Origin of the sequence: Granulicella sp. 5B5 (genome assembly GCF_014083945.1) — a bacterium.
Classification (GTDB): Bacteria; Acidobacteriota; Terriglobia; order Terriglobales; family Acidobacteriaceae; genus Granulicella.
On record NZ_CP046444.1, the window covers coordinates 40,763 to 61,851 of the forward strand.

Below are 21,089 nucleotides of genomic sequence, written 5' to 3' on the forward strand. Positions count from 1 at the left end.
AGTTCTTTGGGAGTCAGCCTTTCATTGAATCGATACAGTCTAGATCGGTCGTTTTGGTGTGGCGATAGACGGCCAGGATAATGCTTAGTCCAACTGCAGCTTCCGCGGCTGCTACACCGATGGAAAAAATCGCAAACAATACCCCCGTCAAGGCAGAGTGTTCCGTTCCATAGCGCCAGAACGCAATTAGATTGAGGTTCGCTGCATTCATCATTAGTTCAATGCCGATCAACACCAAAATGGCGTTGCGCCGAGTAAGAGCACCAGCCAGACCCACGGCGAAGATGAAGGCTGAAAGAAGTAGGCATGCGCTCAGTAGGTTCATGGCTTCTCCGTGCTTTCAGGCAACGCCACGATAACGGCACCAATCAGCGCCGCAGTGAGCAAAACACCAACTACCTCCAGCGGCACAGATAATTCGTGCAGCAGCACCACACCTATTTGATTGACAGATGTCAGCGGAACGTCATTGGAGGTCTGGGGCGTCAAGTGCGACTGGATGACTGCATAAGCCAGAACACCAAAGACTACCGCTGCGATCGCGACACCCGTCGGCAACACGAATCGTCTTGCAGGCCTCACATCAGGGACCTTATGTTGTATGCCACCTTGGGTCATCATCAGCGCAAAGACAGCCAGGATTGCAACCGCACCGACGTACACAAGAACCTGTGTGAACCCCACAAATTGCGCTCCAAGAGCGATATACAGTCCTGCTATTCCAACAAGGCCAATGGCAAGCGAGAGGATGCAATGTATGGAGTTACGCAGCGTCATCGCTGCAACCGTACCCATCGCGGTAAAGATCGCGGACAGGATGAAGATCGTTTTCATAGCAGTCCTTTCGGCAGCTTATTCGGAGAAACGATATGTTCTTACTTGCAGCACCTGTCCCTGTTGGGCCCCACGGGTAAACAAAGCGAAGGGGATCAGCAGAAACAGACTGCAGATCAACCATCGCACGATCCCTGCCGGCAGAAAATGCCAAATCCCTGCATCTAACAGGTTCAGCAGCGTCATGGGCAACATTAGCTTCCAGGCAAGGCCCATCAGTTGATCCATCCGAAGCCGCGGAAACGTTCCACGTATCCAGATGAAAAATGCGATAAGTACGAGAAGCTTCCCAAAGAACCAAATCCACGATGGGATGAAGCCCAGGAAAGAGAGCGGAGCAGACCATCCTCCGAGGAACAACGTAATCGCAAGCCCGCTTGTTGCGAACATCCCGAGATACTCGCCCAGAAAAAACAGCGCAAACTTAAAGCCAGAGTATTCGATGTAATACCCGGCAATAATCTCGGATTCACCCTCAGGAAGATCAAACGGTGAGCGATTGGCCTCCGCCGTCGCGGCGATCATGAACAAGACGAATCCCGCGAAACCCCAGGGCGTAAACACATACCAATGGGGCCAGATCCACGTGTAGCCCGCCTGCATCTGCACAATCGATACCGTTGAAAGTGAGCCAGCGGCCATGATTACAACCACAGATGCGAGCACAAGCGGCACCTCGTAACTGATCATCTGGGCCACCGCGCGCATCGCGCCAAGCAGCGAGTACTTGCTGTGGCTCGACCAGCCGGCCATGAACACCGCCAACTCGACCATCGACCCCACTGCAAAGAAGAACAGCAAGCCCGAGTCAAGGTTGGCAATCACCATGTTGCGGCCGATAGGCATCACTGCATAGGCAATGAACGCGGCCAGCACCAGTACGATCGGCGCAAGAAAGTGCACGATCTTGTCGGCTTCGTGCGGAACAACATCCTCTTTGGTGAGCGACTTGATGCCGTCGGCCATTGGTTGCAGGAAGCCGAACGGTCCCACTCTGTTTGGGCCGTAACGGTTCTGGATTCTTCCCAGGCCTTTGCGTTCGAGCACTGTGGTGATTGCGAACAGCAGAGGAAACACCAGCAGTACCGGAACCACGGATAGCACAGCCGATGTCAGCGGCTGCCATGCTCCTGGCACGTAGCTAAGAAGCCAATGCTTGGTAGTTACAAAGATCTGATCGACGGCCGCAGGACTCATCTACGATTGCGCCCCCTCTGCGGCTGATGCAGCTGGGTTGACGGGCGCAGGTGCAGGCTTCGGTGCTGCTTTAGCTCTAGCGGCTGCAAGTGCTTCGTCTACCCCACTTGCCTCTGTCGGATGAATCTCGTGATAATACTCGTTGGACTTCGCCAGCTTATCGCGTGTCAGCAGCAGGTCATCAAACCGGTTCGTAGCGCTGAGGTTGTAATCCACGTCCATTTTGATAGCGTCGAAGGGGCACACCTCCACGCATATCTGGCAGCTCATGCAAACCGAGATATCGATATCGAACCGAGCCGGATAGAACTGCATCTTGCCGACCGCATCCGGTTTCTTGTCGCCGCTCTTATCGATGTAGATGCACTTGGGCGGGCACTCTTTCTCGCATATCTGGCAGGCAACACAGCGCAGGCCCTGGTCCCAGTTGGTCCCGTCATACACCAGGAACGGAAAGCTCCTCGAGGCCTCTATTCTGGGGGCTTGTTCTTCTGGGTACTGAACGGTTATCAGTCGCTCTTCGCTGACATAGCTGCCAAGGAAGTTGCGAGCTGTCTCCACCAGTCCCCTCAGAACACCCACACCCAGCATCGGTTCAGAACCTCAGGCCTTCTAGATTTTGTGTGCAACCACTCTAACTCACTTGACCGTATTAAAACGCCTAACGATCCACTTCTCCCATCACAATATCGACGCTGCCAAGAATGATGACGACATCTGCGATGTTCCTGCCCAGGCATAGGTCTTCCAGGATCGTCAGGTTGATCAGGCTCGGCGGCCGTACTCTGTAGCGATAAGGATTCGCGGAACCGTCACTGATCAAATAGAAGCCCAACTCGCCCTTTGGTGCTTCAATGCGCCCGTACGCCTCACCGGGCTTTGGACGAAAGTTCCTCAGCTTGGTCTTCGGATCTTGAATCGGCCCTTCCGGAAGATCCTTCAGCGCCTGCTGAAGAATGGCCAGCGACTCGCGCATCTCCAACAGTCGCACCATGCAGCGATCGTAGACATCGCCGTGGTCTCCGATCGGGACCCGAAACTTGAACCTGCCATAAATGCCATAGTTATCAACCTTGCGAAGATCGTAGTTCACACCGGAGGCCCGCAGCATCGGCCCAGTTACTCCCGCCGCGATCGCGAGCTCCTGCGACAATACGCCTACGCCCTGCGTACGTGCCATCAGGATCTCATTGCTCGTCAGCAGCTTCTCAAACTCATCCAGAAACTTCGGATACGCATCCACCACCTGTTGCGCCTGTGGCAACCAGCCCTTTGGCAGATCGACACGGCACCCGCCAAAGCGCATGTAATTGCACATCATGCGCGCCCCGCTCAACGCCTCGAACAAGTCAAGAATCTTCTCGCGCTCACGGAACGCATACATCAGCGGAGTGCCGCTCGCACCCATATCCTGCATCAGAAAGCCAACCAGCGAAGTATGGTTCTGCAACCGAGTTAGCTCTGCTGTAATCACGCGCAGATACTCAGCCCGTTCCGGCACCTGGATGCCAACCAGTTGCTCCACAGCCAGCGCATAGGCCCAGTTATTGGTCATCGAGCAGAAGTAATCCAGCCGGTCCGTGTAGGGCATCGACGCAATATAACTCTGGTCTTCGGCAAGTTTCTCGTGGTTGCGGTGCAGATAGCCGAAGATCGGCTTCAACCTCACCACGTCTTCGCCGTCCAGCGCCACATCCATCCTGAAGACGCCATGCGTCGAAGGATGCTGCGGCCCCATCGACACCTCGAGCAACTGCGTCCCATCCTCGGCATAGTTGGGCTTCGGCGTTAGCTGCACGGCGGGTGAAAGTGTCGCGCTCATTCCTGCACCGCCCCGGTTCGTACCTGGCCGCTGTAATGCTCTTGCATCTTCTTCAGCACATCATCATGCGCCGTCGGCTCGTACTCATAATCATCCGGCTCAACATAATCGCGCCGCATGGGAAAGTCCGTAAACTCTTCCCACATCAAAAGCCGTCTCAGGTCTGGATGCCCATCAAAGATCACACCATACAGATCGAACACCTCGCGCTCCTGGAACTCAGCGCTCCGCCAAACCGGCGTCAGCGAGGGCACGTGCACCTTCTCCACGCGATCTCCGGTGCGCATCCTCAGCACCAGCGGGCCCTTAGGGTTCTTCATCGAGTACAGGTGATACACCACTTCGAGATACGCATCCGTCATTCTCTTCTGCGTCTCTTCCACCTCTTGCTCGACTCCCTCGACGAGCTTCTTCACCTTGACCTTCTCTGTCACCTCGCGTGCAGGCCAGTCAACGCCCGTCACATTGGAGCAGTAGTCAAACCCCTCTGCATCACGCAGCAGAGTCGCCACAGCCACAGCATCCGCAGGCGTCACCAGCAGCGAGTGCTGTGCACACGCGCTCGGGTTCATCACCATCTCCACCACGCACCCCGGCAACGCAGCCTCGAGGCTTGCCTTCAATGTCTCCATGTCGGCCAAAGCTAAGCTCATTTCTCCCCCGCCGGTGTAATCGTCGTCACCAGCGGTGCCTGCCACACCGTAGGGTTGCTGCTCGGCTCCAGGTCATGCCCGCCAAACTCAGGAACAGGGAAGTCACAGCTCTCATCCACCTTCATGAAATCCGGACGCGCATCGCCCGTTAGAGGTTGGCCATCGATCTTCCGCTGCAGTGCCATAAAGCCTTCAATCAGCGCCTCCGGCCGCGGCGGGCATCCCGGAATATAAATATCGACCGGGATATACCGGTCGATCCCCTTCAGCACGTTGTACCCCTGCTTGAACGGCCCGCCCGAGATCGCACAGGCCCCCATTGAGATCACATACTTTGGCTCCGGCATCTGGTTGTAGAGCCGCACCACCTGCGGCGCCATCTTCTTCGTAATCGTCCCCGCTACGATCATCAGGTCAGCCTGTCGCGGCGAAGGCCGAAACACCTCAGCGCCAAACCGTGCCAGGTCATAGCGTGCCATCGTCGTTGCAATCATCTCGATCGCACAGCATGCCAGGCCAAAGTTCAACGGCCACAGTGAGTTCTTGCGTCCCCAGTTATAGAGTTCCTGCAGGCTCGTCGCTACAATCCCTTGTTTGCGTAGCTCCTGCTTCAGTGCTTCATCCATCATCCGCACAACCCTTCAGGGAATCGATCGGTTCAACCGTTTATGTCCAGGTCAACACCTTCTTCTGATACGCCCAGACCAACCCTTCCACTAACAACAGCAGGAACACCAGCATCGCCAGGCATTCGCCGTAGCCAAACCTACTGAAGGCGACGGCAAACGGCAGCAGGAACACCGCCTCCACATCGAAGACCAGAAACACGATCGCGTAGATGTAGTAACCCGGTTTGAAGTGGACGATGAAATCGTCCTTCGTCTCCAGTCCGCACTCATAAATCGCGTTCTTGTCCTTGCCCGGCTTCTGGGGAGAAAACGCTTTAGCCCACAACCGCGCAAGCACCAGCGGCGCCAACGCAAATCCCGTGGCCCCCACCAGCAATACAGCTATAGACAGATAAGAAGTGCTCTCCATACCGTGCCAAACACCGTAACAGATTCTTCACACGCAGGTGAAGGCGCACACGCAAACCGTTGTATAGACAGGCACACGAGGCCACACGTCGGAACGTTTCAGGCGAGTATCTCGCTACCTTTTGCCACCTCTCTCACCGCGATGCTATCCTTCGCCACTGTCCGGCATTCCCCTCTCGGAGCCAACTTACTAATGCAGACAAGCTACAACGGAATCCCTGTCCCCACCGGCGGCCAGCCCATCCAGTACGCCAACGGTGCCTTCCAGGTCCCCAACAACCCCATCATCCCCTTCATCGAAGGCGACGGCACCGGCCGCGACATCTGGAAGGCCTCGCAGCGTGTCTTCGACGCAGCCGTAGCCAAGGCCTATGGTGGCAAACGCTCCGTCAAGTGGTATGAGGTCCTCGCCGGCGAAAAGGCGTATCGCCAGACCCAGAACTGGCTCCCCGACGACACCGTCAAAGCCACCGTCGACTTCCGCGTCTCCATCAAAGGCCCGCTCACAACGCCCGTTGGCGGCGGCATCCGCTCGCTCAACGTCGCCCTCCGCCAGCTCATGGACCTCTACCAGTGCGTCCGCCCGGTCAAGTACTACAGCGGCGTCCCCAGCCCCGTAAAGCACCCAGAACTCGTCGATATCGTTATCTTCCGCGAGAACACCGAAGACATCTACGCCGGCATCGAGTTCCGCGAAGGCACACCCGAAGCCGAAAAGTTCATCTATTTCATCAACAACGAGATGCTCCAGGGCACCAAGAAGAAGGTTCGTCTCGACTCCGGCGTCGGTGTTAAACCCATCTCCATCACCGGCTCCAAACGCCTCGTCCGCGCGGCCATCAAATACGCCATCGACAACAACCGCAAGACCGTCACCCTCGTCCACAAGGGCAACATCCAGAAGTTCACCGAAGGCGCCTTCCGCGAGTGGGGCTACGAGGTCGCCACCAAGGAGTTCCGGGACCAGACCATCACCGAGCGCGAGAGCTGGATACTCGGCAACCTCGAGCAAACCCCCGGCCTCACTCCTGAAGAGAACGCCGCCCTCATCGAGCCGGGCATCGAATTTGCCCCCAAAGAGTTCGGCGACTCCATCGTCGCGGAAGTCAAAGACGTCATCGCGAAGATCGGCCACTCCCATGGCAACGGCGCCTGGAAGTCGAAGATCCTCATCAACGACCGCATCGCCGACTCCATCTTCCAGCAGATCATCATCCGCCCCAGCGACTACTCCATCCTCGCCACCACCAACCTCAACGGCGACTACATCTCCGACGCCGCCGCCGCGCAAGTCGGAGGCCTCGGCATCGCCCCCGGCGGCAACATCGGCGACGGCTACGCAGTCTTCGAAGCCACCCACGGCACCGCTCCCAAGTACGCCGACAAGGACGTCATCAACCCCGGCTCCGTCATCCTCTCCGGCGTCATGCTCTTCGACTTCCTCGGCTGGCACGAGGCTGCCCGCCTCATCGAGTCCTCCATGGAGAAGACCATCCAGCAGAAGTTCGTCACCTACGACTTCGAGCGCCAGATGCAGGGTGCCACCAAAGCCAAAACCAGTGAGTTTGCCACCCGCATGATCGAGAACATGTAGCCAACTTTCACAATGTTTGTCATTTCGACCGGAGCATCTCGGCTTTATCGCGATGCTGAGCGGAGAAACCCCTGTATTTACCGCAGCAAGAGCCGAAGACGCGAGCGTAGCACCTGTAAATCCGCCTCTCGGAGTGGTACTCTGGCTGCCAGTCGATTTCTCCCGCTTCGCCCTCTGGCGAAGCTCGCAACCGGTTCGCGCAGCAGCAGATTGAGGATGAACGCATGACAATGGTCAAGACACATCGCCGCTACCAGGAGGTCGCGGCACGCATCTCCCGTTACATCGCCGAGAAGGGCCTTGAGCCTGGCGCTCGGCTCCCCGGAGAGATCGACCTGGCCAAGGTCTGCGGTGTCAGCCGTCCCACCATTCGCGAAGCGATGGTTTCTCTCGAGATCGCCGGCGAGCTTGAGATCCGCTCCGGCTCCGGCGCCTACGTCCGCGAGGCCGTCAACCCCATGTCGCTCGTCCTCGACTCCGGTCCCGGCCCCTTCGAGCTCCTCCGCGCCCGCATTCTCATCGAAGGCGAGATCGCCGCCGACGCCGCTCTCTACGCCTCCGCCGGCGACCTCGCCAAGATCGAAAAGACGCTGCAGCAGATGCGCCGTCTCGTCCTCGCCAAGACCAACGCGCAGGTCACCGACCGCCAGTTCCACGTGGCGATTGGTGAAGCGGCGAAGAACTCGGTGCTCGCCAGCATCGTCGATGGCCTTTGGGCAGGCATGTTCGCGCCTATGTACCACCGTCTCTCGCAGCGCGCGGGCCTTGACCAGCATCAGGCCGCCGCGCTCGAAGATCATGAAGCCATCTTCGCCGCCATCGCCGAGCGCAATCCCAACGAGGCCCGCCGCGCCATGCGACGCCACCTCCAGCACGTCGAGGAGCACCTCACCAGCGATGAGGTGCCGTCCCCCCCGCGAGACATCCAAGTCCCACAAGCACGACTCTGAAGCATCACGCAGCCAGCACGCCTGATTCGGTCGGGTGGGGTATCGCGCGCCAGCGCGACCGCTGGAGCCGCGGCTCTCTCAACCATCACTTCGCGAACAGCTGTCTCAGATCCTCAAACGCCTTGAACTCCAGCGCATTGCCCCCGGGGTCCAGGAAGAACATCGTCGACTGCTCGCCCACCTGGCCTTCAAACCGCGTGTACGGCTCGATGATGAAGCTCACCTGCGCTGCCTTCACACGCTCCGCCAGTTCTTTCCACTGGCTCTTCTCCAGCACCACGCCAAAGTGAGGAACGGGCACATCGTGCCCATCGACCGGGTTATGGTGAGCGTCGTCTGTCGCAGGCTTCGGTTTGTGATGGGCGACAATCTGGTGCCCGTAAAGATTGAAGTCGATCCACTGCTCTGAGCTGCGGCCTTCGGGGCAGCCCAACACCGTGCCGTAAAAGTGTCGTGCGGCCTCGAGATCGTCAACAGGGAAGGCAATATGAAAGGGGCGTAGAGACATACCTCGATCATAATGCGAGCCACGAACTACCGCCGGTAGTACCCATCCTGACGCCCGCACGGATACGCATTGCGAAATGTGTTTCGCGGTAAGCCCGCGCCCTGCACGGTATCCATCGTGGTCCGCCGAATAAGGCTGTATCGGCGGAGGTGGCGGCGGAGGCCCTGCCGGAGGATAATAGGGATGAGAGCAACCAGCGGTCGCCATCAGCGCCGGACACAAGGTTGCCAGCCTCGAAGTCGCTTGTGGTTCATGCACTGTTTTCTCCTGCCGAACAACGGCACCACGCCTGTAGCACTGTATTGGATCAATTGTCGCTGTCTCGCCCCCGATACACCGAAAGGGGTATAGCCGCAGTCTCTGTCCGTGGTGTCATATGGAAACAACTCAGGAAGGAGATTACTGTGGCACTGCAAGTCATTCTGGCCGACAATCAGGTTATTTTCCGTACGGGTATAGCGCGCGTTCTCGCTCTTGAAGAGAACATTCAGGTCGCCGCTCAATGCGCCGATCTGGAGCGCCTTCAGGAGGCCGTTGGTAGCCTCCGCAAATCTATCGTGATCTTCCCCTCGAGCATCACTCACGATCTCCACTCGCTTCTGGACTGGATCGAGCAGGCCGGCAGCCGCTCGGTCATCATCCTTGAGCATGACTCAGTCCTCGAAGAGTCCGTCGCGCTCCGTATCGAAGGCATCGTTCTCCGTTCGGTAGCCGGTCCTCAGCTTGTCGACTGCCTGCACCGCGTCGCCGCCGGCGAGCGCTCCGTGCAGCGTGCCAAGGTCAAGTCCATGCCCTCGCCCGACCGCGTTGGCGTCATGGTCCTGCAGCGCCTTACCCCCAAGGAGCTCCAGATTGTGGCCCTCGTCGCAGAAGGCTGCAAGAACAAAGACATCGCCATGCAGCTTGGCACCAAGGAGCAGGTCGTCAAGAATTACCTCTGCTCCATCTATGACAAGACCGGCGTCTCAGACCGGCTCGAGCTTGCGCTGTTCACCATCCACCACCGTGCACTGGCTGAGGCCGTGGAAAACGTCCGCGCCTCCAAGGCAGCGCGCACCGCATAAAGACATTCGCGGCCCCTGCAACTCGGGGCCGCGTCTCAACTGTTGTACTGCACCATCGGGCCCCTGCTTCGTTCTCCTATTCAACCCGTACTACAACCAAAGTCGATCGCGGCGCCCTTCAGAGCTTCTCCGCGATCGACTTTGCCTGTGTAAACAGCAATAAATAGTCCGGCCCGCCCGCCTTCGAGTCCGTCCCGCTCATATTGAACCCTCCAAACGGATGCGCCCCCACCATCGCGCCCGTGCACTTGCGGTTCAGGTACAGGTTGCCTACATGGAACTCCCGTCGCGCGCGCTCCAGCTTCTCCGCTGAGTTCGTGTAGATCGCGCCGGTCAGCCCGTACTCCGTGTCATTCGCAATCTCCAGCGCGTCATCGAAGTCCTTTGCCCGGATCACCGCCAGCACCGGCCCAAAGATCTCCTCCTGCGCCAGTCGCGCCTCCGGCTTCACCTCAGTGAACACCGTCGGAGCGATGTAGTACCCATCCTCAGCCGTCTTGATCGCCTCGCCGCCCGTCAGTAGCTGGCCCTCCTTCTGGCCTACCTCGATGTATCCCAGCACCCGCTTCCGAGCCACTTCGTTGATCACTGGCCCAAGGTAGAAATTCTCTGCCGGCGGCCCGCTCTGCAACGCCTCCACCTTTGCCTTCAGCTTCTCGGCAAAGCTGTCATAGACCGCATCCGCCACAATAGCCCGCGAGCACGCCGAGCACTTCTGCCCGCTGAACCCGAACGCCGACGCCACCACCCCGGCCACAGCATCATCCAGATCCGCATCCGCATCCACCACAATCGAGTCCTTGCCGCCAAGCTCCAGGATCGTCCGCCGCAGAAACCTCTGCCCCGGCAGCGTCTTCGCCGCCCGCTCATGGATCTCCAGCCCAACCTTCTTCGATCCCGTAAACGCGATGAACCGTATCTGCTTGTGCTCCACGATGGCGCGCCCCACCTCCGGCCCACCCTGCACTAGGTTCACCACGCCTGCCGGCAGCCCCACCTCCATCAGCAACGCCACAAACCGCGCCGCAATCGTCGGAGCATCCGGGGACGGCTTCAGCACCACCGTGTTCCCGCTCACAATCGCCGCGCACGTCATCCCCGCCATAATCGCCAGCGGAAAGTTCCACGGCGGAATCACCGCGCCTACACCCAGCGGCACATAGCGCAGCATGTTCTTCTCGCCCGGATACTGGATCGGCGTCGTCGCCGCATCCAGCTTCAGCGCCTCGCGCGCATAAAACTCCAGAAAGTCGATGCACTCGCCCACATCCGCATCGGCCTCTGCCCAGTTCTTGCCCACCTCCAGCGTCAGCCACGCGCAGAACTCGAAGTGCCGCTTCCGCAGCAGGTCTGCGGCGCGCAGCAGCAGCTCCACGCGGGCCTTCACATCGGTACGTCCCCAGCTCGCGAACGCCACCTGCGCGGCCTCCACGGCCGCCAGCGCTTCAGACTCGCTGGCTTCAGGATGTACGCCAATCACTTCACTCGGCTTGGCCGGGTTTACGGACGCAAACGTCTTGCCCGTCCGCACCGCATGGCCGCCGATCAGCAGCTCATAGCTCTGCCCCAGTTGCCCACGCGCCTCCACCAGCGCCTGCTTCATCGCATCGGCGTTTTCCACCCGCGAAAAATCGGTAAACGGCTCATTGTGGAACGGGGGCAGGGAAAGACTGCCACTGAAAGTGGTCGGCAAATCAACAGTAATTGAGCTCATGCAAAGGTCCCTTCAATCTCCAGTTTACTCTCCCGTCAGCTGCTCAGTATGCTTCGACATCTTCGCCGTCCGCTCCAGCTTGTCCCAGCTGAACGGCTTCCCATCGATCGCCCGTTTCACCGTCTTGAACAGCACCCAGCTGAACAGTTGCCGATAGGTAAACCGCTGCAGCCAGATATGCACCAGCAGCCACGCATCGCCCTTGCTTGCCGGGTGCTTCCGCTCCAGCAGGAACGCCAGCGCCGACGCGATGAAGTCGATAATCAGGAACGCCCCAAAGAACGTCAGCAGCTTCACCAGGTCCGCCGGGTTCGTCGTCTCCGGGTGATAGTACTTGTCGATGAAGTAGTGGATCACCCCCGCCACAAACATAAAATCAATCAGCGGAGACACCAGCGGCAGCACAATCTGGAACACCACAATATTCGGCAGCGCAAACAGTCCCATCGCCCGCCGGTTGCGGATCGCTCCCCGGTGCTTGAACACTGCCTGCAGAATCCCGAACGACCACCGGAACCGCTGCCGTGCCAGCCCGTTCGCCGTCACCGGCGCCTCCGTAAAAGCCAGCGCCTGGTCTTCGTAGATCACTGCATATCCCTGCTCCAGCAGGTTCATCGTCAGGTCGGCGTCTTCGGCCACGGTGTCGGGATGATACCCGCCACCGGCCTTCACCGCCGCCGTCCGCCACGCGCCGATCGCCCCCGGCACCACCATCACCACGTCGAACAAATCCAGCGCCCGCCGCTCAAAGTTCTGGCTCGTGATGTACTCCAGTGCCTGCCACCGCGTCCATAGGTTCACGCGATTGCCTACCTTCGCATTGCCTGCCACGGCTCCAATGTGCGGGTTCGCAAAGTGGCACACCAGCCGCGCAATCGCATCATGCGCAATCACGCCGTCGGCATCGATGCCGACATAGATCTCTTCATTCGTCTGCTGCAGCGCGAAGTTCAGAGCCTCGGCCTTGCCACCGTTCGGCTTGGTCAGCACCGTCACGCGCCCGTCGGCAATCTCCTTCGCATACGTCTCGGTCGCAATCTTGTAGGTCTCATCCTTCGACCCATCGTCGATCACGATAATGCGGATGTTCTTGTAGTTCGACATCAGCACCGACCGGATCGTCCGCGCGATCACCATCTCCTCGTTGTAAGCCGGGATCAGCACCGCCACCCGCGGGTTGTAATCCGCTGTGGCATACTCCTTCCGCTTGCGGAAGCGGTCGATGATCGCGAACAGCCCAATCACAATCAGCCGTCCGCTCATCAGAATGTCGCCCAGGAAGAACACCCAGATCACAAAGTGGTTGAAGAACCCGATCAGGAAGAACGCGACCGAGTCCACCATCGCCTCGTACTTCTGGTGCTGCGTCAGCGGCACCATCACCTGGTCGCGGCTCAGCCCAATCAGCTGCGACACCGGCACAATCTCGTATCCATGCGCGCGCAGTGCCTCGATCAGCTTCGGCAGCGCCGCCACCGTCGCCGAGCGGTCGCCGCCGCCATCATGCATCAGGATGATCGACCCGCGCATCCACGGCTTTGTCTTCGCCTCTTCGATCTGTTCGAACACGCTGTTGATAATCTGCTGCGGCGACTTCCTCGGGTTCTCGTCCCAGTCGTCCGTATCAATCTTGTCCCCGACGATCACATACCCACGCTTCTGGATATGCTCCACCGGCTCCGCCTGGTCGTTCGTATCCGGCTCCTGGTCAATCGAGTACGGCGGACGGAAGTACACTGGGTTCACGCCCAGCTTCGCCGCAAACAGCTCCTCGGTCAGGTTCAACTGCAGGTCCACCTGCCCCGTCGAAATCTCCGAGATGTCCGGATGCGAGTATGTGTGATTGCCAATCTCGTGCCCCTCGCGGAACACCCTCTGCATCACACCCACGTTTTCCTGTGCCACCTCCCCGATCATGAAGAACGTGCCCTTCACGTTGTACTTCTTCAGGATGTCGAGGATCTTCGGCGTCCACGTCGGGTCCGGCCCATCGTCGAAGCTGATCGCTACTTTCTTCGGGTGATACCCATACTGCGTCACCGTGTAGGGCAGGGGATACGAAGTCATCGACTCCGACACCACGCTCAGATACTGCTTCGGGATCGTCGGGTCATCATCCATCTCAAGCGTGCGCTGCCCGTTCTGCGGCAGCCCCGTGACGCGGATGATGTCGCCGTCGCCCTCCGTATCGATGTCCTGTCCCGGTGACACCGTCGCCAGGTCCTTCGCCGGGTCCGCCTTCAGCGGGCTGTCCCATATCTTCCACAGCGAGTCGTCCTCGCTCCCCAGCCGCCACAGCGCGAACGTCTGCAGCCCCAGCGCCCGCGCCACCCGCATCTGGTTCAGCGCCGTCACCGCATCCAGAAACCAAATCTCATGGCGCATCTTCGCGTCTTCATCGTCATACGCAAAGTGCGGGTTCAGCGACGCGTCGTCCAGGTCGATCTGCGCTCCCGCATCCGACGCCTCCTGCCACACCTCCTGCGTCGACAGGTTCGTCGCAGAGGTGTCGTCATCTATGTCTGCCGGCTTCTTCGCCGGCCTTCTCCGCTTACCCTTCGCCACAGGCTCAGGCAATGGCGTCGTCCAGTCATAGCCATACGCGCCAATCGAGCAGATGATCTTGTCCTTCGGCACCACCTTCATCGCGTTCTGTAGGTTCTGCTCGAACCAGTCCTGTCCCGCAACCGGCCCCGGCGGCGTCCCGTCCTGGTGCTCGCCGTAGTTCATTAGAATCAGCCCATCCGCGTTCGCCGCATATACCCCCATGTCCGCCGGGCTCGTCGTCACCGGCACATTGATGTACACCTTCAGGTTCTTCGCATGAAAGTCCCTGTACACCGCCTGGATCAGCTGGTCATACCCCTGCTTCGCATCGGTGGGCAGCGCCTGGAAGTCCAGCGTGATCCCGCGATACCGCGTGTTCGCCGCCATGAACTCATCCACCTGCTCGATGAAGTTGTCCCGCGCCGTCGCGCTCACCATGAACTGCTCAACGTCCGGCTCGAACACCCCGTCCACCGGGCTGTAGTTGTTCACCAGCGGAAAGATGTCTGTGTCTTCCTTCGCCGCCGTGATCGCCTTCACAATCTTGTTCTCGCGGTCGACGCTGTGTACGCCCTGCTTGTCCACCACCGCAAACGGTATGTTGTCCGACGTGTAGCTCACCAGCGACCCGTCCGGCGTCACTACGTGCAGCCACTCCGGAAACAGCAGGTCGATCTGCTTGATGTGCGCCTTGAACGACGCAAAGCTAGCCGGGTCGGCGTCCGTATAAAACGCCGCGCGCAGCCCTTCGCCCTGGTTCATCGTCACGTCGCTCGGCTCCACGTCCGACCGCCGGTGCTTCGAGTGGTTCAGCCGTTCCTTTGACCGCAGCTCAGGCTTCGGCTGATACAACGCGCGATATCGCTTCGTCGCCGATCGCAGATCCAGGCCTTGCATCGGCTTCATCCGCAGCAAACCCACAATAAACAGGATTCCCAGCACCGTGGCCGAAAGGGCCAGCGAGTCAAAGATTCGCCGCAGCCGCCTCCATCGTTTGCGTTGCGGGTCGTAGAAAACAGGTTTGCTCATGAGTTGTGCTGTATCGCCATGTTAGAAACGTTAGTCTTCCGAGTCAACGCAAACGGCTCGCGCCGCTCCTTCCTGTACTGACCTTATAGGATGTTATTTAATGCCGTCGCGTCAGAAGACAATCCTCTGGTCCGCAGCCGCTCTCCTCGCGGGCCTTTCTCTGCGCATCATCTTCGTTCTCCATCACCCGCGCTGGGTCGGCGACACGATGGTCTACGCCGACCTCGCCCAGAACATGCTCTCCCATCACGTCTTCGGCTTCTCCGAAGGCGGCCTTCAGCCCACCCTCATCCGCCTGCCTGGTTATCCTGCCTTTCTCGCCGTCTGCTTCGTGCTCTTCGGCCACGCCAACTACCTCGCCGTCGTCTGCATCCAAGTCGCACTCGACCTCCTCGGCTGCCTCCTGCTCGCCTCTATCGCCGCCCGCATCTGGAGCACCCGCGCCGGCCTCATCACTCTCTGGCTCGCCGCCCTCTGCCCCTTCACCGCCAACTACACCGCCGCGGTCCTCACCGAAACCCTCAGCATCTTCTGCGTCACACTCGCTCTCTTCGCCCTCGAAAGGTGGCAATCCCAATTCACCCTCCCACTGGGTGCCCCATCTTCGCCTGCGGCTTCATCGCAGGCTAAGGTGGGTTCGCAGGATGCCTTCCCAGCCAGCGACCAACTCGGCCTCGGCTGGTCACTCCTCGTCGGCTTTGCCTGCTCCTTCGCCGTTCTCATCCGCCCCGACGAAGGCCTCCTCGCCGCCGCCATCATCCCTGCAATGCTCTGCCTCGCCTTTCGGTCTCCTGCGCGCTCCATCCGCTCGCGCCTTCTCCCTGCCGCTGCCGCATCCCTCGTCGTGCTGCTCCCGCTGCTCCTCTGGGGCATCCGCAACTACCGCGTCTTCCACGTCATCCAGCCGCTCGCCCCACGCTACGCAAACGACCCCGGCGAGACCGTCCCCTTCGGCTTCATGCGCTGGTACCGCACCTGGGGCATAGACTTCCAATCCACCTTCGACACCTACTGGGCCTACGACGGCGCTCCCATCGACATCCACAACCTCCCGCCCCGCGCCTTCGACTCGCCCACCCAGCGCGCCGCCACCGCCAATCTCCTCACTCAGTACAACGTCAACCAGTCTGAAACCCCGGCCTTCGACGCCGCCTTCGCCCAACTCGCCGCCGTCCGCGTCGCCGCGCATCCCTTCCGCTACTACGTCGTCCTTCCCATCGCTCGCCTCGCCGACATGTGGCTCCGTCCGCGCACCGAGCTCCTGCGCATCCCCATTCCATGGTGGCAGTTCACCAACCCCGCCGCGTCGCTCTTCTCCATCTTCTTCGCGCTGCTTGACGCCGCCTACCTCGCGCTCGCTGTCTTGGGCCTCATCCGCTCCAGCCGCAAGCTCTGGAGCACCCGCCCCGAGCTCCTCATCGCAACACTGGCCTTAGTAGCCCTGCGCTGCGCCCTGCTGCTCACACTCGACAACTCCGAACCCCGCTACACCCTCGAATGTTTCCCGATGGTCATCCTGTTTGCTTCAGCGGCTTTCAAAACGTCCAGCCCCAAAGGTGTCATCTCGACCGAAGGCCGCAGGCCGTAGCGGAGAGACCTGCAGTAGTACCGCCTCCAAACCCTTAGTGCTGGAACACCTGCGTCCCCTTCGCCGTCTTCACCTTGTTGTCCCCGGCAATCCCATATTTGCCCTTGTCGATGCGCGAGTTCAGCCGAATATTGCTATACGTTGTCGTGCGATAGTCTCCGCTGGCCGTGTAGAAAATCTGCTTCACGCCAATCCCGCGTGACGTATCCACCCACATCACCACGTTCTTGAAGCTCTTCGCCATCCCCGGGTCCTTCGGAACCAGGTTCAGCTTCTCGGTCGCGATCTTCGTGCCTGCAATCGTCAGCGTCTCCGGCCCGCCATCCGCCACCGTCCACTTCTGCTGTAGATCGCTCCCGCTGCCGCCCATGCCCAGCGTCAAAAATCCCTGGTACTCCGAACTGTTCGCCCCCGCATGAAACACTTGCATCTGCCCCACGCCAGGCGTGTACGACTCCAGCACATCCCCTGAAAACGCGATCACCTGCTTCGGCTTACCGTCCGGCCCATTCAGCACCGCACCTACGTCAGTCTTCGTGCCTTCACGCTCAAAAAAGATCTGCCCTTTGTCCGTCGTCGTGTCATGCACCACGCGTTCATAGTTGTCCCACTGAAAGTCCGCCTGCGCGCTCCTGAACGTCTTGCTGGCCGCGTCCATCTTCGCCAGCGTCGCCTGCAGTCCCTGCGCGGAGATCGGCATCGCCATCATCACAGCCGCTGCTGTTACACACGCACCTCTGCCCAGCTTCATCATCTTGGTTCAACCTCCCCTTTAGGGGTTCTCTCTGCGGATCGCAGCATCATAAGCCGTCACATGCCCCTTACTATCGCTCACCGCCGTGTACGACTCCAGCGTCACGCTGCCCGCAATCGGTTCCACAACATTCAGGATCGCGCTCCGTATCGCCGCATCCCCAGCCGCTCCATGCAGCTCGCCGACAGGGATCTCATACACGAACCGAGCCTCTGTTGCCGTGCTGCCTTGCTCCTTCACCAGCACCTCGCTCGCGCGCAGCGGAACCTCTGGCACCGGCTTCGCCTTGAAGTCGATAAACCGTGGCGACACGAACAGAAACAGCAGAATCAGCGTCACCATCACGTCATAGTGAAAGCTCCCACGCTGGTACGTCCAGAAGATGTAGCGCTTGATCAAACTCATTGCGCTCCCTCCTTAGACGCAAGATCGCGGCTCGCCGCCTGCGGCACGCGCCCAAATGCTTGCTTCGTAATCACCCTCTCGCCGCCCATATACGGCACCAGCGCCTCGGGCACCTTCACGCTGCCATCCGCCTGCTGATAGTTCTCCAGGATCGCCAGGTAGGTCCGTCCCACGGCCAGCCCGCTGCCGTTCAACGTATGCACAAACTCCGCCTTCTTCGCACCAGCGGCCTTGTACCGGATGTTCGCCCGCCGCGCCTGGAACGCCTCAAAGTTTGAGCACGAGCTGATCTCGCGATACGTCTGTTGCCCCGGCAGCCAAACCTCCAGGTCATACGTCTTTGCCGAGCTGAAACCCATATCTCCCGTGCACAGCAGCATTCGCCGGTAGGGAAGTCCCAGCATCTCAAGTACCGTCTCCGCGTTCCGCGTCAGGTTCTCATGCTCGGCGTAGCTCTCCTCCGGTGTCGTGAACTTCACCAGCTCCACCTTCTGGAACTGGTGCTGCCGGATCATCCCGCGTACGTCCTTGCCATAGCTTCCAGCCTCGCTGCGGAAGCAAGGCGTATACGCCACAAAGCTGATCGTCCCATTCGACAGGTCAATCGTCTCGTCACGAAAGATGTTCGTCACCGGCACCTCGGCCGTCGGAATCATCCAGTGATCGTTCTCCTGCAACTCGCCCGGCACATACGGACCTTTGTCGTCGCAGTGGAACAGGTCTTCCGCAAACTTAGGCAGCTGCCCCGTCCCAAACAAACTCTTCGAGTTCACCATGAAGGGCGGCAGCACCTCGGCATACCCATGCTCCCGAGTATGCAGGTCGAGCATAAAGTTCGCCAGCGCCCGCTCCAGCCGAGCCCCCGCCCCAAAGTGCACCACAAACCGGGACCCAGAGATCTTGGCCCCACGCTCAAAGTCCACAATCCCCAGCGCCTCACCCAGCGCCACATGGTCCTTCGCCTCAAAGTCGAACTTCGCCGGCTCGCCCCAGGTCTTCTCGCACCGATTGTCATGCTCACTCTTGCCCGCCGGTACAGACTCATGTGGCAGGTTCGGCACACTCTCCATCAGCGTCCGCAGCTTCTCATCCGCTGTCGCCGCTGTTGCCTCCAGCGCCTCGGTCTTCTCCTTCAGCGCTCCCACCTGCGCGCTCACCGCGGCGACATCGCCGCCCTCGCGCTTCAGCCGCCCAAACTCCGCCGATAGAGCATTCCGCTGTGCCTTCAGCGTCTCTACCTCTGTAATGGCAGCTCGGCGCTCCGCATCCAGCGTCGCAAACCCCGCCAGCAGCCCCGGATCGACACCCCGGAGCCTCAACTTCTCTTCGACCAGCGGGAGATTAGCCCGTACAAATCCCAGATCCAACATATCCAAACCATTCTAGCTGTTCATGCCCGTGGATAAGGCGCCACAACGACTTCCGCCGGTCACACTGACCAGACTCGCTTGACACCGCCATTACAATAGAAGCAGCGAAACGAAGATCGCGCGGCACCCGCCGGGCTCTTTATTATCACCTCGGCCCAGGCCGAAGCTAACCCTTTATGGCTGCGGATCATACAGCCTTTGACAACCAGATGGGTGACGTTTTCAAGTCCCAGAAAGGGGTTCCACCCCTAACTCCAATCGGCTGCGGAACATAGCCCCAAAACCGGGGGAGGGTCCCCGTCCAAACCTGTCACTATTCAGTTACCCACCGCGCAACCGGCTAAACTGGATACGAAATGTCAGGACTCAAGCCCGTTCGCCGCGCCCTCCTCTCTGTGACCGACAAATCTGGTCTGGTCGACTTCGCCACCGCCCTCGCCGCCCACGGCGTCGACCTGGTCTCCACCGGAGGCACCGCGAAGGCCCTCCGCGACGCCGGCCTGTCGGTCTCCGACATCTCCGACCTCACCGGCTTCCCGGAGATGCTCGACGGCCGCGTCAAGACCCTGCACCCCAAGGTGCACGGCGGCCTGCTTCACCGCCGCGAAGACCCTGCCCACGTAGCTGCGGTCAACGAGCACGGCATCCTGCCCATCGACATGGTCGTGGTCAACCTCTATGCCTTCGAGAAGACCGCCTCAAAGCCCGGCGTCGAGTTTCACGAGATCATCGAGAACATCGACATCGGCGGCCCCTCCATGCTCCGCTCCGCCGCCAAAAACTTCGAGGACGTCGCCGTCGTCACCAGCGTCGCCGACTACCCGGCACTGATCGAAGAGCTCAAGGCCAACAACGGCCAGCTAACGCACGAGACCCGCTGGCGCCTCGCCCGCGCCGCCTTCGCCACCACGGCCGCCTACGACTCGGCCATCGCGAACACCCTCGAAGCGATGGTGCTGGAGCCAAAGCAGCCGATGCCGACCCTGCGCATCGTCGAGAGCCTCAAGGCCCCGCTGCGCTACGGCGAGAACCCGCACCAATCCGCAGCCCTCTACACCGACGGCACCGCACTCGGCATCGCCAACGCCGAACAGCTGCAGGGCAAGGAACTCAGCTACAACAACCTCGTCGACCTCGACGCCTGCTGGGCACTTACCAGCGAGTTCGACGAGTGCGCCGTAGCCATCATCAAGCACACCAACCCCTGCGGCGTAGGCCAGGGCGCAACCCTGGTGGAGGCCTACCTCCGCGCACTTGAAAGCGATCCCCTCTCCGCCTTCGGCGGCGTCATCGGCGTCAACCGCACGGTGGACGAGCCCACCGCGAAGGAGATGGCCAAACTCTTCGTCGAGGCCATCGTCGCCCCGGACTTTACGCCCGAGGCGCTCGCCGTCCTCGCCACCAAGAAGAACCTCCGCGTCCTGCGCATCCAGCCCGCGCAGCCCTCGAAGGTCATCAAGCAGATCTCGGGAGGCTTCCTCGTCCAGGACGAAGACCGTGCCTCCGTAACGGCCGAAACCATCACCATCCCGACCAGGCGCCAGCCGACACCCGAAGAGCTGGCCACCCTGCTCTTCGCCTGGAAGGTCTGTAAGCACGTCAAGTCGAACGCAATCCTCTATGCCCGTCGCCAGAAGGGCTTCGGCCAGTCCGTTGGCGTTGGCGCCGGCCAGATGAGCCGTGTGGACGCCGCTAAGTTCGGTGCCATGAAGGCGGTACTACCGCTCGAGGGCACAGTCGCCGCGTCAGACGCCTTCTTCCCCTTCGCGGATGGCCTGGAGGCCATCGCCAAAGCCGGTGCCACCGCCATCATCCAACCGGGTGGCTCCGTCCGCGACGAAGAAGTCATCGCGGCAGCCGATAAACTCGGCTTAGCAATGGTCTTTACCGGAATCCGCCACTTCCGTCACGGTTAGCCCGCGAGGTCGATTGGGCAAGCGGCATCCAAAAGCTGTAAAGTACGTCTAACTGCATGTGTGCGTGCTGTGAACGCCTGGTACGACCACAGTGGCTCGTCTGCCCT

General features: G+C 60.2%; 19 protein-coding genes. 5 read left to right on the forward strand and 14 right to left on the reverse strand.

All coding sequences use genetic code 11. The features are described 5' to 3' along the window. Window positions 1-13 precede the first annotated feature (13 nt). The 8 genes from nuoK to GOB94_RS00165 all read right to left on the reverse strand — a co-directional run bounded on the left by nuoK (window position 14) and on the right by GOB94_RS00165 (window position 5,544). Window positions 14-325, reverse strand: a complete 312-nt coding sequence (gene nuoK, locus GOB94_RS00130; RefSeq protein WP_182276957.1) for an NADH-quinone oxidoreductase subunit NuoK — start codon at window positions 323-325, stop codon at window positions 14-16. Continuing rightward, complete coding sequence (locus GOB94_RS00135; protein ID WP_182276958.1) at window positions 322-834, reverse strand: NADH-quinone oxidoreductase subunit J; 513 nt, start codon at window positions 832-834, stop codon at window positions 322-324. Before GOB94_RS00135 ends, nuoK begins: the two co-directional genes overlap by 4 nt. An 18-nt stretch (window positions 835-852) precedes the next feature. Beyond that, window positions 853-2,031, reverse strand: a complete 1,179-nt coding sequence (gene nuoH / locus GOB94_RS00140; RefSeq protein WP_182276959.1) for an NADH-quinone oxidoreductase subunit NuoH — start codon at window positions 2,029-2,031, stop codon at window positions 853-855. Next, window positions 2,032-2,622 (reverse strand): 4Fe-4S dicluster domain-containing protein, encoded by a 591-nt coding sequence (locus GOB94_RS00145; RefSeq protein ID WP_182276960.1) that lies wholly within the window; start codon window positions 2,620-2,622, stop codon window positions 2,032-2,034. Between the two features lie 70 nt (window positions 2,623-2,692). Continuing rightward, window positions 2,693-3,853: an NADH-quinone oxidoreductase subunit D gene (locus tag GOB94_RS00150; RefSeq protein ID WP_182276961.1), complete on the reverse strand. Its 1,161-nt coding sequence runs from the start codon at window positions 3,851-3,853 to the stop codon at window positions 2,693-2,695. Next, window positions 3,850-4,506: an NADH-quinone oxidoreductase subunit C gene (locus GOB94_RS00155; RefSeq protein ID WP_182276962.1), complete on the reverse strand. Its 657-nt coding sequence runs from the start codon at window positions 4,504-4,506 to the stop codon at window positions 3,850-3,852. Before GOB94_RS00155 ends, GOB94_RS00150 begins: the two co-directional genes overlap by 4 nt. Continuing rightward, window positions 4,503-5,135 (reverse strand): NADH-quinone oxidoreductase subunit B, encoded by a 633-nt coding sequence (locus GOB94_RS00160; protein WP_255484107.1) that lies wholly within the window; start codon window positions 5,133-5,135, stop codon window positions 4,503-4,505. The genes GOB94_RS00155 and GOB94_RS00160 overlap by 4 nt, the downstream gene beginning before the upstream one ends. Window positions 5,136-5,172: 37 nt before the next feature. Then, on the reverse strand, window positions 5,173-5,544 hold the full coding sequence (locus tag GOB94_RS00165; RefSeq protein WP_182276963.1) for an NADH-quinone oxidoreductase subunit A: 372 nt from the start codon (window positions 5,542-5,544) through the stop codon (window positions 5,173-5,175). Window positions 5,545-5,736: 192 nt separating this feature from the next. On the opposite strand from GOB94_RS00165, the gene GOB94_RS00170 reads away from it, so the two are divergent. Further along, the gene (locus tag GOB94_RS00170) at window positions 5,737-7,137 is read left to right on the forward strand and encodes an NADP-dependent isocitrate dehydrogenase (RefSeq protein ID WP_182276964.1); all 1,401 of its coding nucleotides are present in this window, start codon (window positions 5,737-5,739) and stop codon (window positions 7,135-7,137) included. A gap of 224 nt (window positions 7,138-7,361) precedes the next feature. Beyond that, window positions 7,362-8,087 (forward strand): FadR/GntR family transcriptional regulator, encoded by a 726-nt coding sequence (locus GOB94_RS00175; RefSeq protein WP_182276965.1) that lies wholly within the window; start codon window positions 7,362-7,364, stop codon window positions 8,085-8,087. 85 nt (window positions 8,088-8,172) lie between these two features. On the opposite strand, the gene GOB94_RS00180 is transcribed toward GOB94_RS00175, so the two are convergent. Next, window positions 8,173-8,595 carry a VOC family protein gene (locus tag GOB94_RS00180; RefSeq protein ID WP_182276966.1) on the reverse strand — a complete coding sequence of 141 codons (423 nt, stop codon included), beginning with the start codon at window positions 8,593-8,595 and terminating at the stop codon, window positions 8,173-8,175. A 404-nt stretch (window positions 8,596-8,999) separates the two neighbouring features. Here GOB94_RS00180 and GOB94_RS00185 point away from each other — a divergent pair, with 404 nt between their 5' ends. Continuing rightward, window positions 9,000-9,659, forward strand: coding sequence for a response regulator transcription factor (locus tag GOB94_RS00185; RefSeq protein WP_255484108.1), 660 nt, complete (start codon window positions 9,000-9,002; stop codon window positions 9,657-9,659). Window positions 9,660-9,777: 118 nt separating this feature from the next. Here the strand turns inward: GOB94_RS00185 and pruA are convergent, their stop codons facing one another. Both pruA and GOB94_RS00195 read right to left on the reverse strand, forming a co-directional pair. Continuing rightward, window positions 9,778-11,373, reverse strand: coding sequence for an L-glutamate gamma-semialdehyde dehydrogenase (gene pruA / locus GOB94_RS00190; RefSeq protein WP_182276967.1), 1,596 nt, complete (start codon window positions 11,371-11,373; stop codon window positions 9,778-9,780). Window positions 11,374-11,397: 24 nt separating this feature from the next. Beyond that, entirely contained in the window at window positions 11,398-14,949 is a 3,552-nt protein-coding gene (locus GOB94_RS00195; protein ID WP_182276968.1) for a polysaccharide deacetylase family protein, read from the reverse strand. A 100-nt stretch (window positions 14,950-15,049) separates the two neighbouring features. On the opposite strand from GOB94_RS00195, the gene GOB94_RS00200 reads away from it, so the two are divergent. Further along, complete coding sequence (locus tag GOB94_RS00200) at window positions 15,050-16,537, forward strand: glycosyltransferase family 39 protein (protein ID WP_182276969.1); 1,488 nt, start codon at window positions 15,050-15,052, stop codon at window positions 16,535-16,537. A gap of 34 nt (window positions 16,538-16,571) precedes the next feature. Here the strand turns inward: GOB94_RS00200 and GOB94_RS00205 are convergent, their stop codons facing one another. Genes GOB94_RS00205 through serS form a run of 3 tightly spaced genes read right to left on the reverse strand, consistent with a single transcriptional unit; the run spans window position 16,572 to window position 19,066 of the window. Continuing rightward, window positions 16,572-17,291, reverse strand: coding sequence for an outer membrane lipoprotein-sorting protein (locus GOB94_RS00205; RefSeq protein WP_182276970.1), 720 nt, complete (start codon window positions 17,289-17,291; stop codon window positions 16,572-16,574). A gap of 18 nt (window positions 17,292-17,309) precedes the next feature. Then, the gene (locus tag GOB94_RS00210; RefSeq protein WP_182276971.1) at window positions 17,310-17,696 is read right to left on the reverse strand and encodes a hypothetical protein; all 387 of its coding nucleotides are present in this window, start codon (window positions 17,694-17,696) and stop codon (window positions 17,310-17,312) included. Further along, entirely contained in the window at window positions 17,693-19,066 is a 1,374-nt protein-coding gene (gene serS / locus GOB94_RS00215) for a serine--tRNA ligase (RefSeq protein WP_182276972.1), read from the reverse strand. The genes GOB94_RS00210 and serS overlap by 4 nt, the downstream gene beginning before the upstream one ends. Window positions 19,067-19,422: 356 nt before the next feature. On the opposite strand from serS, the gene purH reads away from it, so the two are divergent. Then, window positions 19,423-20,982: a bifunctional phosphoribosylaminoimidazolecarboxamide formyltransferase/IMP cyclohydrolase gene (gene purH, locus GOB94_RS00220; protein WP_182276973.1), complete on the forward strand. Its 1,560-nt coding sequence runs from the start codon at window positions 19,423-19,425 to the stop codon at window positions 20,980-20,982. Window positions 20,983-21,089 lie beyond the last annotated feature (107 nt).